The 11,495-nt window shown below is 73.2% G+C and carries 13 protein-coding genes; 2 read left to right on the top strand and 11 right to left on the bottom strand.

The window, feature by feature from the left end; genetic code table 11:
- Positions 1-109: 109 nt before the first annotated feature.
- Genes ACGF5T_RS29370 through ACGF5T_RS29380 form a run of 3 tightly spaced genes read right to left on the bottom strand, consistent with a single transcriptional unit; the run spans position 110 to position 2,918 of the window.
- A complete protein-coding gene (locus ACGF5T_RS29370; protein ID WP_356610699.1) occupies positions 110-724 on the bottom strand; it encodes a hypothetical protein in 615 nt (204 codons plus the stop codon).
- Entirely contained in the window at positions 721-2,217 is a 1,497-nt protein-coding gene (locus ACGF5T_RS29375; RefSeq protein ID WP_356610698.1) for an ATP-binding protein, read from the bottom strand. Before ACGF5T_RS29375 ends, ACGF5T_RS29370 begins: the two co-directional genes overlap by 4 nt.
- 11 nt (positions 2,218-2,228) lie before the next feature.
- Positions 2,229-2,918 carry a response regulator transcription factor gene (locus tag ACGF5T_RS29380; protein ID WP_356610697.1) on the bottom strand — a complete coding sequence of 230 codons (690 nt, stop codon included), beginning with the start codon at positions 2,916-2,918 and terminating at the stop codon, positions 2,229-2,231.
- Between the two features lie 113 nt (positions 2,919-3,031).
- Between ACGF5T_RS29380 and ACGF5T_RS29385 the strand changes: the two genes are divergently transcribed.
- Positions 3,032-3,949 carry a DUF3152 domain-containing protein gene (locus ACGF5T_RS29385; protein ID WP_356610696.1) on the top strand — a complete coding sequence of 306 codons (918 nt, stop codon included), beginning with the start codon at positions 3,032-3,034 and terminating at the stop codon, positions 3,947-3,949.
- A gap of 57 nt (positions 3,950-4,006) precedes the next feature.
- Here the strand turns inward: ACGF5T_RS29385 and ACGF5T_RS29390 are convergent, their stop codons facing one another.
- From ACGF5T_RS29390 to ACGF5T_RS29410, 5 genes are all read right to left on the bottom strand, one after another.
- Positions 4,007-4,201, bottom strand: a complete 195-nt coding sequence (locus ACGF5T_RS29390; protein ID WP_356610802.1) for a hypothetical protein — start codon at positions 4,199-4,201, stop codon at positions 4,007-4,009.
- Positions 4,202-4,300: 99 nt separating this feature from the next.
- Positions 4,301-5,308 carry a TerC family protein gene (locus tag ACGF5T_RS29395; RefSeq protein ID WP_356610695.1) on the bottom strand — a complete coding sequence of 336 codons (1,008 nt, stop codon included), beginning with the start codon at positions 5,306-5,308 and terminating at the stop codon, positions 4,301-4,303.
- A gap of 66 nt (positions 5,309-5,374) precedes the next feature.
- Positions 5,375-6,421 carry an SPFH domain-containing protein gene (locus tag ACGF5T_RS29400; protein WP_361017005.1) on the bottom strand — a complete coding sequence of 349 codons (1,047 nt, stop codon included), beginning with the start codon at positions 6,419-6,421 and terminating at the stop codon, positions 5,375-5,377.
- Positions 6,422-6,423: 2 nt separating this feature from the next.
- Entirely contained in the window at positions 6,424-6,864 is a 441-nt protein-coding gene (locus tag ACGF5T_RS29405; protein ID WP_356610693.1) for an NfeD family protein, read from the bottom strand.
- 100 nt (positions 6,865-6,964) lie between these two features.
- Complete coding sequence (locus tag ACGF5T_RS29410) at positions 6,965-7,963, bottom strand: LacI family DNA-binding transcriptional regulator (RefSeq protein WP_356610692.1); 999 nt, start codon at positions 7,961-7,963, stop codon at positions 6,965-6,967.
- A 274-nt stretch (positions 7,964-8,237) separates the two neighbouring features.
- Between ACGF5T_RS29410 and ACGF5T_RS29415 the strand changes: the two genes are divergently transcribed.
- A complete protein-coding gene (locus tag ACGF5T_RS29415) occupies positions 8,238-9,632 on the top strand; it encodes a M1 family metallopeptidase (RefSeq protein ID WP_366767722.1) in 1,395 nt (464 codons plus the stop codon).
- A 17-nt stretch (positions 9,633-9,649) separates the two neighbouring features.
- On the opposite strand, the gene ACGF5T_RS29420 is transcribed toward ACGF5T_RS29415, so the two are convergent.
- The 3 genes from ACGF5T_RS29420 to ACGF5T_RS29430 form a co-directional block, all read right to left on the bottom strand.
- Positions 9,650-10,285: a VOC family protein gene (locus ACGF5T_RS29420; RefSeq protein ID WP_366767723.1), complete on the bottom strand. Its 636-nt coding sequence runs from the start codon at positions 10,283-10,285 to the stop codon at positions 9,650-9,652.
- Between the two features lie 83 nt (positions 10,286-10,368).
- On the bottom strand, positions 10,369-11,010 hold the full coding sequence (locus tag ACGF5T_RS29425) for an LUD domain-containing protein (protein WP_361016997.1): 642 nt from the start codon (positions 11,008-11,010) through the stop codon (positions 10,369-10,371).
- A partial coding sequence (locus ACGF5T_RS29430; protein ID WP_366767724.1) for a lactate utilisation protein LutB domain-containing protein occupies positions 11,007-11,495 on the bottom strand: 489 nt, incomplete at its 5' end. The genes ACGF5T_RS29425 and ACGF5T_RS29430, both read right to left, overlap by 4 nt.

An 11,495-nucleotide genomic window follows, 5' to 3' on the forward strand; every position in this document is an offset into this window, starting at 1 on the left:
GTGGGCCCGGACCGGGATGACTCCGGTCCGGGCCCACTGCCGTGTCCGGGGTCGGGACACGTCGAGCACTGTGCCGACCGGCACGGGTGCGCCGCCCCCGCGGACGCGCTCACCGGCTCCTGTGGGCCGCGTCGGCCGGGCAGTCCTCGCTGGACCGGCCCGCGAGCCGGCCGCCGGGCTGCTCCACCGTCACCTGCGCGCTGCCGAGCGTCGGGTCCTGGCGCATCCGGGCGACGGCGACCGTGCAGGCCAGCTGGTCGACGGCCAGGTCGCTGAGACCGGCGGCGTCCTCGGGGAGCTGGACGCTCACCGCCGCTCCGTCGGTCCGGATGGTGGGCGCCACCGTGGAAGGCGGCAGTTCGGTCGTCAGCCCGTTCCTCCGCTCCTCGGCGTCCGGCCCCTGGAACAGCATGAGCACCGTGCTGCCGAGGTCGGCCCCCGCGCCGGGCAGCGCACGGGGAGCCGTGGTCAACGCGCCGTCGACGACGAAGTACAGCGGGACGACTGTGGCGGGAGCGGGCTCGGGCCAGGTCTGCGAGGGGCTGGGGGCAGGGCCGGGATCGAGGACGCCGGTCGCGGGTTCGCCCGCCTCGACGACTCCGGTGGCGGGGATGCCGCAGGCCGAGAGCGGGAGCAGGGCCGCGAGCAGCAGCGGGAGCAGGCGGCGGGCGCTCGTCCCGGTGCGGCCGCACGCCCGCGCGGGGCCCGGGGCCGGGGGTCTCATGGGCGGTCCCCTCTCGCGGAGTGCGTCGTCGGCTCCCGTGCGCCGTCCGGGTTCAGGGGGAGGACGACGGTGAAGACGGCGCCGCCTTGCGGATGGTTGGCGGCTCGGACGGTGCCGCCGTGCAGGCGCACGTTCTCCATGGTGATGGCCAGTCCGAGGCCGCTGCCCTCGCTGCGGGTCCGGGCGCTGTCCGACTTGTAGAACCGGTCGAAGACGTGCGGCAGGACCTCGCCGGGGATACCGTCCCCGCCGTCGGCGACCGTCACTACCGCCCGCCGTCCGGCACGGGGGTCGTCCTCTTCCCGCAGGCGCAGCCGGACGGGGGGTGCCCCGTGGCGGAGGGCGTTGGCGACGAGGTTCGCGACGACGACGTCGAGGCGGCGCGGGTCCACCCGGCCCCGCAGCGCGCCCGGTTCCGGGAGGTCGGTCTCCACGGTGGCCTGCCAGCCGCGGGAGGCGAGCGTGCGACGTACGGACTCGGCGAGGTCGATCTCGTCCAGGTGCAGGGCGGCCGCGCCCGCGTCGAACCGGGAGATCTCCATCAGGTCGTCCACCAGGCCCGCCAGCTTCGTGGTCTCCTCGCTGATGAGGCGTACGGCCATGGCGGTGTCGCCGTCCAGGCCGGCCGCGTCCTCGTCCAGCACGTCCGTCACCGCCGACATCGCCGCGAGCGGGGTGCGCAGTTCGTGGGAGACGTCCGCGGCGAAGCGCCGGGCACCGGCCTCCATGCGCCGCAGTTCGGCCACCGAGCCCTCCAGGGCGGCGGCCGTCTCGTTGAAGGTGCGGGACAGATCGGCGAGTTCGTCGGAGCCCTGCACCGTGAGCCGGGTGTCCAGTCGGCCCTCGGCGATGCTGCGGGTGGCCCGCCGCAGGGCCCGTACGGGCCGCAGCACCCCGCGCGCGGCCAGCAGGGCGAGCAGGACGGCCAGGGCGAGTGCGGGCACGGTGGCCCGTTCGATGGCGGCGACCAGCGCATCGACGTACCCCTGTTCCTCCTGCTGCGGCACGGTCAGGTAGACCTCCAGCCCGGAGGCGCGCTGCGCGGTTCTGTACGGGCCCGCGAAGGTGACCGGCGTGCCGACGACGAGCGCGGAGCGGCCGTCGCGCGACACCCGCTGGAACACCGTGGCCTTGCGGGTGCGTACGGACTCGCGCATGGCCGGGGACAGTTCACGGAAGGCGTCCCCGGACACGGACGTCGCGCTCGCCTCCCCGTGGACCACCAGGATCCGCCAGGGCTGGGAGCGCCCGCCGCGCGCCACGTCGGCGGCGAACGACCGCAGGTCGGACTCCTCGGGCGGGAAGCGGTAGTTGGGGACGAGGGTGTCGACGCGGTGCCGGAAGTCCTCGATCACCGTGTCCTGGCTCTGCTGGAGGAGCCTGGTGCGGGCCTCGCGGAAGGTCAGCGCTCCGGTGGTCACCGTCGCCACGACCGCGACGAGGGTGAAGGCCATGACCAGCCGCACGCGCAGCCCGGTCAGGGCGCGCGCCACCCGGGCAATTCTCACCGGGTCCCGAACCGGTAGCCGAAGCCGCGCACGGTGTGCACGTAGCGCGGCCGGCCCGCGGGCTCGCCGATCTTGGAGCGCAGGCGTTTCACACAGGCGTCCACGAGGCGTGCGTCCCCGTGGTAGTTGTGCTCCCACACGGCTTCCAGGAGCTGCTGGCGGCTGAAGACCTGCCCGGCCGAGGCGGACAGGGTCAGCAGCAGCCGCAGTTCGGAGGGGCCGAGGGCGACGGGCCGCCCCTGGTGGGTGACGGTGAGGCCGGCGCGGTCGATGACCAGGTCGCCGTGGTGTTCGGTACGGGTCGTGCCGTGGTCGTCCGGACCGCCGCCCACGCGGCGCAGCACCGCGCGGATGCGTGCGTCCAGTACGCGGGCGCGGACCGGTTTCACGACGTAGTCGTCCGCTCCGGCCTCCAGTCCGACGACGATGTCGGTGTCGTCGCCGCGGGCCGTGGCCATGATGATCGGCACCTGGTGGCCGGCGCGTATCCGGCGGCACACCTCCAGCCCGGGCATGCCCGGCAGCATCAGGTCGAGGATCACGGCGTCGGGCCGGAAGGACCGCAGGCGCTCCAGTCCGTCCTCGCCCGTCGCGGCCGCGGCGACCTCGTGTCCCTGACGGCGCAGGGCCAGCCGCACGCCCTCCCGGACGGCGCGGTCGTCTTCGATGATCAGGACCCGTGGCATGGATCTCAGTATGCGTATGAACGTGCGAACACCGGCGCCCGGGGCCCGGCTGTTACACAGCGGTCCACAAGCGGTCCCCGCACGATCACACGGCGGCGGCACGCTGCGTGATCATGAACGCGCACCGATCGTCGTCCTCGCCTGCCTCCGAGAGGGTCCCCCGACGCCGCGGCGGGGGCCGCTCCCGCCGCCGCCGGGGCGGGCCGCCGCTGCTGCGGGCCGGGCTCGTGGCGGGGGTCGTGCTGCTCGTCGCCGGCGGGCTGGTCCTGAGGGAGCCGACGGAGCCGTCCGGCCGCTCCGCCGATGCCGCCGGGCGGCCGGCGGCGTCCGAGCCGCCCGCCTCGCGCGAGGTCGTCGAGACGGACGGGGCACGCGGGGAGGGGCGGACCGCGGAGGACCGGCAGCGGGTCGAGGTCGTGGAGGACGGGACGGAGACGGAGACGGGTTCGGACGCCGGTTCCATCCCGTCGGCGGGGCCCGGGACGTTCGCCACCGCGCCGGGTGACGGCGCCCGGGTCGGGGGGCGTGAGCGGACCCTGACCTACGTGGTCCAGGTCGAGGACGGCATCGGGATTCCGGCCGAGGACGTCGCGACCGAGGTCGAGCGCGTCCTCGCCGACGAGCGGGGCTGGACGGCCGACCGGAAGGTGGGGTTCCGGCGCGTGTCCGGCGGCGCCTCGGACTTCCGGGTGCGGCTGGCCACGGCCGGGACGGTGGACGAGATCTGCGGCCGGTACGGTCTCGACACCGGCGGTGAGGTCAACTGCAACGTGGGACAGGACGTCATGGTCAACCTCAAGCGGTGGCTGCTGGCGACCCGGTACTACGCGGACGACGTGCCGTCCTACCGGGCCCTCATCGTCAACCACGAGGTGGGCCACTTCCTCGGCCACGGCCATGTGGGGTGCCCCGGGGCGGGGCGGCCGGCGCCGGTGATGATGCAGCAGATCAAGGGGCTGCACGGCTGCCGCACCAACGTCTGGCCCTACGACGCCGAGGGCCGGCTCGTCACCGGGCCCGCCCGCGGCTGAGCGGCCCGGCCGGTGTCCTCCGGGCGCACGCCCGCGCCGTCGCGCCGGACCCAGGGGTCACCGGCGCCGGTCCGGTGCGGCCGTCGCGCAGTCCGGGTTGTGGCAGGTACCGCGGCGCCAGACCGGGACGTAGATCCCTAGGGTCTTGTGCCGGGTGACCTCCGCGTGGACGGTGTGGCCGCAGGACGGGCAGACGTCCTCGCGCTCCGATGTGACCTGTGCTGTCTTCGTTCGCTCGGTGTGGTGGCTCATGGTGCTCACGTCCGCGACACGATAGAAGGGTTTTGGTACGTTTTTACCCGTTTTTGGTGTACGTATGCCGGGAGCGGCGATCCGCGTCGTGCCGCCGCCTCACGGGGCGTCCCGGTCACCTCGCGGTGCGGTGAGTGGCTCCTCGGAGTCCTCACCGGCGTTCTCCGCCGGCGCGTCCGCCGGACGTCGCAGGCTCAGGATCACGGACCCCGCGAGCACCACCACGATCACCGCCAGGCTCACCGGGGACGGGATCTCCGGCACGGAGGGGCTGACCAGCTTGTGCGTCGCCTGGAGGATGAGCTTGAGGCCGATGAAGCCGAGGATGATCGCCAGGCCCTTGCTGAGGTAGTGGAAGCGGTCCAGCAGCCCGGAGAGCATGAAGTACAGGGCCCGCAGCCCGAGGATGGCGAAGGCGTTGCTGGTGTAGACGATGAAGGCGTCGTCGCTGACGGCGAGCACGGCCGGCACGCTGTCGACGGCGAAGATCAGGTCGGCTGCCTCGATCGCGGCGACGACGGCGAGCAGCGGCGTCGCCACGCGCTTGCCCGCCTCCTTCACGAAGAACTTGGGGCCCGCGTAGGTGTCCCGGACGGGGATCACCTTGCGCAGCAGCCGGACGGCGAAGCTCCGGCCGGGGTCGAAGCTGTCCTCCTCGCCCTTGAGGATCTTGTAGACGCTGTAGAAGAGGATGGCCGCGAAGACGAACAGCACGGCGGTGAACCGGCTGACCACGGCCACGCCGGCGGCGAGGAAGAGGCCGCGGAACACCAGGGCGCCGATGACGCCGAAGAACAGGACCCGGTGCTGGTAGGCACGGGGCACCTTGAAGTAGGCGAAGATCAGGGCGAAGACGAAGAGGTTGTCGACGGAGAGGCTCTTCTCCAGGAGCCACGCGGTGGTGTACTCGGTGCCCGCCGTGCCGCCGAGCACGAGGAAGACGACCGCGCCGAAGACCAGGGCGAGTCCGACCCACAGTCCGCTCCAGGCCGCCGCCTCCTTGAAGCCGATGACGTGGGCGTGGCGGTGGGCCAACAGGTCGACGGCGAGCGACACGACCACGGTCGCGGCGAAGACTGCCCAGAGCCAGAACGGCACATCCAACATGCGGGCCTCGCAGTGGCTTGCGGAGAGACGCCCCCTACATCCGAGTGTGCACCACGTCGCCGGTCCTCACCGTTCGTCGGTCACGGGGGCGCGGCGCGGCGCCGGGGACGTCGCCTTGTCGGCCTCGGCCGCGTCGGCGAGTGCCTGGGCGGCGGCTTCCGCGGCCTGGGCCGTGTCGTTGGCGGCCTGGGCGGCGCCGTCGTCGGAGCGGGTCTCGCGGGTGGCGGGCGACTGGGGCAGCGCTTCGGTGAAGGCCCGGGACACGCCCTGCAGGGCGGAGGTGACCTCGCTGGGGATGACCCAGAAGGTGCTGCCCGAGCCCTGCGCGAGCTGCGGCAGCACCTGGAGGTACTGGTAGGCGAGGAGCTTGGGGTCGGGGTCGTTGCGGTGCACGGCCTGGAAGACCTCGTCGATGGCCCGGGACTGGCCCTCGGCCTTGAGGATCTCGGCGGTGCGGTTTCCCTCCGCGCGCAGGACCGCGGCCTGCTTGTCGCCCTCGGCCGTGAGGATCTGCGACTGGCGCTGCCCTTCCGCGCCGAGGATCGCGGCCCGCTTGTCCCGCTCGGCACGCATCTGCTTCTGCATCGCGTCCTTGATGGACTGCGGGGGGTCGATGGCCTTGATCTCCACCCGGTTCACCCGCAGCCCCCATTTTCCGGTGGCCTCGTCGAGCACGCCGCGCAGTTGGCTGTTGATGGTGTCCCGTGACGTGAGCGTCTTCTCCAGGTCCATGGACCCGACGACGTTGCGCAGGGTGGTGACGGTGAGCTGCTCGACCGCCTGGAGGAAGTTGGCGATCTCGTAGAAGGCCGCGCGCGGATCCGTCACCTGGAAGTACAGCACGGTGTCGATCTCGACGACCAGGTTGTCCTCGGTGATCACGGGTTGCGGCTTGAAGGAGACGACCTGCTCCCGCAGGTCGATCACCGGGTACACGCGGTCGATGTACGGGATGACGAGGCTCAGCCCGGGTTTCAGGGTGCGGTGGTAGCGGCCGAGCCGTTCGACGTTGCGGGCGCGGGCCTGGGGCACGATGCGTACCGCGCGCACCACGGTGAAAACCGCGAGAAGGGCGACGATCACACCTGCGACGAGGAACGCCGAGACTTCCATGGTCACTCCCGGGGGTGGACGAGGGCGGTGCTGCCGCTGATCTCCAGGACGTCGACGGTCGCCCCTGGGGGGATCACCAGCGTCTCGTCGTAGGAACGGGCCGACCACTCCTCCCCGCCGATGCGCACCCTCCCCTCCCTGCCCTCCCTGCCCGTCACCTCCGTCACGACGTAGGCGGCCCGGCCGACGAGTGCGTCCACGCCGAACCGCTCCGTCTGGGGCTGGAGGAGGTGTCGCAGGGCGACGGGGCGCACGAAGAGGACGGTGACCGTGGCCACGACGGTGAACACAACGAACTGGAGGGGACCGGACAGTCCGGCCGCGGCGGCCGCGGCCGTGAGCAGCGCGGCCGCACCCAGCATGCCGAGCGCGGCGGTGAGGGTGAAGATCTCCGCCACGATCAGAACCGACGCGACGATCAGCCAGATCAGCCACGGATCCATGGCGACCCCCCTCCGTGACGGTGCGGGTACGCCTGGCAGGACGCCTACTTTAGAGCGATTTTACCTGTCTTTCCGGAGATGAGAACCCTTCCGGACGCGGTCACGGCCGGGCCCGTCCGCCGAGCGGCGCGGTGCTGGCGCGGACGATCAGCGCCGGCTCGACGGCGGCGGGCTCCGGCGCTGCCGCCGGGTCCGCGATGTGCCGCATCAGGTGCGCGACCGCCAGGGCTCCCATCTCGGCGAAGGGCTGGGCCACCGTGGTCAGCGAGGGCGAGCAGTACTCGGCCAGCGCGATGTCGTCCACCCCCACGACGGAGATGTCCTGAGGGACCCTGCGGCCCAGTTCGTGCAGGGCGCGGATCACCCCGAAGGCCATGTCGTCGCTCGCCACGAACACCGCGGTGACGTCGGGGATGTTGCCCAGGATCAGCCCGTTCCGGTAGCCGGAGGCGGGGGTCCAGTCGCCCTCCAGCACCGGGGGCACGGGCCGTCCCGCCGACTCCAGCGTGTCGCGCCACCCGGCCCGGCGGCCGGCGGCGTCGAGCCACTCCTCGGGCCCCGACACGTGCCAGACGGTCTCGTGGCCCAGGTCGATCAGGTGACGTGTGGCCAGGCGTGCCACGAGGGTCTGGTCGACGGCGACGACCTCCGTGGCCGGGGTCCTCGATCCGTCGACGGTGACGGTGGGCACGGAGCGGGTGAGCTGCTCGATCCGCGGGCTCACATGGACCAGCGGGACCGACAGGATGACGCCCTCGACGCCCTGCTCCGCCAGCCGCGACAGCGCTCCCTCGATCGCCCCCGTGTCCAGCGAAGCGGTGGTCGCGGTACTCACCGCGTACCCGGCCCCGCGGGCGGCGGTCTCGATGCCGAACGTCAGGTTCGTACGCGAGGAGGAGGTGGTCTGGAGGGTCACGAGACCGATCGTCCGGCTGCGCCCCGACGACAGCGTCCGCGCCGCGTTGTTCTTGCGGTAGCCGAGTTGCTCGACGGCGGCGAGCACCTTGGCGCGGGTCTTCTGCTGCACGTGGGGGTGACCGGCCAGGGTGCGGGACACCGTCTGCGCGGAGACCCCCGCCAGCCGGGCGACGTCGGTCATCCCGGGCTGCCGCCCGGCGCCGCCCCCGGCGGTCCGCCGCGCCGCGGGTTCACCCGCTCCCTGTGTTTCCGATGACATCGCTCGCCTCTCCGGAGAAACCACGGTCCGGTCGTGTCGCCGCAGCTTCTCGCCCTGCGGGGAGTCTAGCCACGCGAGGACCATGGGCATCGATACCGTCGTCGGTCGTGAAGCGTGCCGGTCGTCCCCTCGTCCCGGGCGGCGAAGTCGTCCAAGTCGGGTGCGCGGCAGGGCTGTTGTGGCAGAATCCGCCGGCATGACTCCGTCAGTCGCGTGGTCCGCCGTCTCCGGTCGCCGTCTGTTCACCGTCCTGCTGGCGCTCCTCGTGGCGGCCGGGTCCGCCCTGGGCGACGCCCGCGCCGTGTCCGGGCCGGACGTGTCCGGAGCCGCGGCCGCGCCCGACGGTGCCCGCTACGACGTGACCCTGCGTTCCGACGCCGACGGCGGCCACTGGACCGGGCGGCAGCGGGTGTCCTTCCGCAACGCCGCCGACCGGCCGCTGCGCGAGGTGTACCTGCGCCTGTGGGGGAACGGCGAGGACGGGTGCGGAGGGCCGGGCGCGCCGTCGCCCGTCAGGGTGTCGCACGTACGGGGCGGCACCCCGGCCGCTCCCTCCGTGAACTGCACGGCCCTGCGGATCGACCTGCCCGAGCCGCTCGCCCGAGGTGACCGGACGTCCGTCGCCTTCGACCTCTCCCTCACGGTGCCCGAACGCAACGCCCGCTTCGGCCGGGAGGGCGCCCACCGCTTCCTCGGCAACGCGCTGCCGGTGCTCGCCGTGCACGACGCGAAGGGGTGGCACCTCGACCCGTACGCGCCCGTCGGTGAGAGCTTCTACGCCCTGACGAGCGACTTCCGGGTCCGGCTCGACCACCCGTCGGCCCTGAAGGTGCCCGCCACCGGTGTGACCCGGACCCGTCCCGGCGACCCCGGCAGGCTCGTGACGCACAGCATCGCCCGGCGGGTACGGGACTTCGCGTGGGCCGCGGGTCCGTTCCGCACGGCGACGGACACCACGTCCGGGGGCGTGCGTGTGAGGTCGTACTGGGCCGCCGGCACACCCGATGCGGGCGTGCGCCTGAACCGGACGGAGGCCGCCGCCGCGGTCGACCGGTTCGGCCGGGAGTTCGGCCGCTATCCGTACGGGGAGATCGACCTCGTGATGACCGGCGGGTTCGGTGGCGGCATGGAGTACCCCGGCCTGGTCCTCCTCGGCACCACTGAGGAGGGCAGCGCCGTCGTCCACGAGGTGGCGCACCAGTGGTGGTACGGGATCGTCGGCAACGACGAGTACGCCTCGCCGTGGCTCGACGAGAGCTTCGCCCAGTACGCCAACGCCCGCTTCTACGGCTGGGACACCACCGACTGCTGGTCCGAGGTCTACTGGCCCGACGACAGCACCGAACTCACCGCTTCGATGGACCACTGGTCGCGGCACCGGGGCGAGTACCACCTGGTGTACACGGCCGGTCCCTGCGCCCTGGCGGACCTGGAACGGACCCTGGGCGTCGGCACCATGACCCGCCTGCTCGAACGCTACGCCCGGGACCACTGGTTCGGCGTCTCCACCACCGCCGACTTCAAGGCCGCCGCCCAGTCCATGACGGACCAGGACCTCGGCCCGCTCTGGGAGAGCCACCGCATCAGGTGAGGTGGCGGGCGGCCGGGTCACCCCAGGACGTGGAACTCGTTCCCGGCGGCGTCGAGGAACTCGCCGGGCGTCGCGTCGCGGCGGGTGACCTCCGGCCGCAGTCTGTTCCGCCCCGTCTTGCGCGCCGCGGGCGGGCCCATCACCAGTGAGACGGTACTGGTGGGCGCACGCCGCAACCGGACTCCCCAGTCCCCGGACTCGGTCGGCTGCCATCCGGCCCGGGTCCGCCAGAAGGCCGACTGCGCGGGGAGATCCTCCTCGGCGACGTCGAGGCAGACCGCGACGAGACCGGAGTCGGCGAGCACGCCGGGATGGCCGGGCCGCAGCACACAGAACTCGTTGCCCTCCGGGTCGGCCAGCACGTCCCAGGGGACGCCGCCCTGGCCGATGTCGGCCCGTGTCGCTCCGAGCGCCAGCAGCCGGGCCACCTCCGCCTCCCAGCCCGGTCCTCCGGCCAGATCGAGGTGGAGCCGGTTCTTGTGCGCCGCCTTCGGCTCCGTGACCGGCTCGAAACGCAGCCGGAGGCCGTCCGTGCGGCCGCGCGTCGCGTCCCGCCAGAAGCGTTCCATGCCCGCCGCGTCCAGTGCGTCGATGACGATCCCGGTCAGCATCCCGTCCCCGTTCCCCGTGCCGTCGTGGCTGCCGGGACCCATGGTGCGGTACGCGTGGCTGCGGTGGCCCGCCCGTACGGGCGACTCCGCGGCGGCGCGCCGCCGGGCCGCCGGCTCGTCCGGTCTCAGTCCGCCACCAGCACCACCTCCAGCGTCCGCGGGCCGTGGACGCCCTCGACCCGGTCGAGTTCGATGTCGCTGGTGGCGGACGGGCCGGAGATCCACGTGGTCGGCCGGGTGGGGTCGAGGCGCGGCAGGGCCCGGGGCAGGGAGGCGACCACCTGGCCGGGTACGTCCACGACGCAGACGTGCAGGTCCGGGACGAGGGTGAGGGCGCGACGGCCCTGCCCCGGCCCGGCGTCGAGGACGATGGTGCCGGTCTCCGCGACGGCGAGGGCGCAGCCGGTGACCACGGCGTCGGCACGGTCCAGTTCGGCGGGGGTCAGGGGGACGTCGTCCGGCCGTCGCCGGGCGTCGGACGCGGCCAGCCAGTCCACGGGCAGGCCCGGGGGCACGACGACGGTACGGACGCCGTGGCCGGCGAGGAGGCGGCCGATGACGGCCGGCAGCTCGCGCCGGGTACTGCGGTGCACGCCGGCCCGGTAGTCGGCGAGGTTCTCGTGGAGCAGGTCGAGCACCGCGGTCGGGTCGTCGGGGGTGTGGCTCACCCGGTAGTCACGCGTGACCTCGGGGGCCTCGGGCGCGTCGGCGAGGGCCCGGCGCACTCGGCCGAGGACGCGGTCGCGGGAGGAGGACTCGGGTGTCATGCGCGGTTCTTCTTCCACCAGTCACGGAAGGGTTCGGCCGGCAGCTCCGGCAGATCCCGGCTGTCGGTCCACTGGCGCGCCCCGGGTCCCGGGAGCCGATCGGGGTGCAGCTTGCGGGTCCTGGAGGCGAGGCGTTCGCCGGCGGTCAGCGCGGCGGGGTGGTCCAGGAGCCAGGTCGCCGCCCTCATCGCGGCCCGTTCCAGGCGGTGCCCCTTGCCGCCCTGGTCGGCGACCTTCTCCCGGAGGTGGACGAGGACTTCGGGGATGTCGATGGCGACGGGGCAGACCTCGTAGCAGGCGCCGCACAGGGAGGAGGCGTAGGGCAGTGAGGCGTCGATGTCGCCGGCGGTGCCGCGTAGTTGGGGGCTGAGGATGGCGCCGATGGGGCCGGGGTAGACGGAGCCGTAGGCGTGGCCGCCGGCGCGTTCGTAGACGGGGCAGACGTTCAGGCAGGCCGAGCAGCGGATGCAGCGCAGGGCCTGGCG

It is taken from the genome of Streptomyces sp. NPDC047853, assembly GCF_043204535.1.
Lineage (GTDB): Bacteria > Actinomycetota > Actinomycetes > Streptomycetales > Streptomycetaceae > Streptomyces.

What these genes read in the sequence shown, in the direction of transcription:
- ACGF5T_RS29400 (WP_361017005.1), bottom strand. Translation starts at nt 6,421, where the DNA reads ATGGAAGTCTCGGCGTTCCTCGTCGCAGGTGTGATCGTCGCCCTTCTC.
- ACGF5T_RS29410 (WP_356610692.1), bottom strand. Translation starts at nt 7,963, where the DNA reads ATGACCGACGTCGCCCGGCTGGCGGGGGTCTCCGCGCAGACGGTGTCC.
- ACGF5T_RS29425 (WP_361016997.1), bottom strand. Translation starts at nt 11,010, where the DNA reads ATGACACCCGAGTCCTCCTCCCGCGACCGCGTCCTCGGCCGAGTGCGC.
- ACGF5T_RS29380 (WP_356610697.1), bottom strand. Translation starts at nt 2,918, where the DNA reads ATGCCACGGGTCCTGATCATCGAAGACGACCGCGCCGTCCGGGAGGGC.
- ACGF5T_RS29385 (WP_356610696.1), top strand. Translation starts at nt 3,032, where the DNA reads ATGAACGCGCACCGATCGTCGTCCTCGCCTGCCTCCGAGAGGGTCCCC.
- ACGF5T_RS29405 (WP_356610693.1), bottom strand. Translation starts at nt 6,864, where the DNA reads ATGGATCCGTGGCTGATCTGGCTGATCGTCGCGTCGGTTCTGATCGTG.
- ACGF5T_RS29415 (WP_366767722.1), top strand. Translation starts at nt 8,238, where the DNA reads ATGACTCCGTCAGTCGCGTGGTCCGCCGTCTCCGGTCGCCGTCTGTTC.
- ACGF5T_RS29395 (WP_356610695.1), bottom strand. Translation starts at nt 5,308, where the DNA reads ATGTTGGATGTGCCGTTCTGGCTCTGGGCAGTCTTCGCCGCGACCGTG.
- ACGF5T_RS29390 (WP_356610802.1), bottom strand. Translation starts at nt 4,201, where the DNA reads ATGAGCCACCACACCGAGCGAACGAAGACAGCACAGGTCACATCGGAG.
- ACGF5T_RS29420 (WP_366767723.1), bottom strand. Translation starts at nt 10,285, where the DNA reads ATGGGTCCCGGCAGCCACGACGGCACGGGGAACGGGGACGGGATGCTG.
- ACGF5T_RS29370 (WP_356610699.1), bottom strand. Translation starts at nt 724, where the DNA reads ATGAGACCCCCGGCCCCGGGCCCCGCGCGGGCGTGCGGCCGCACCGGG.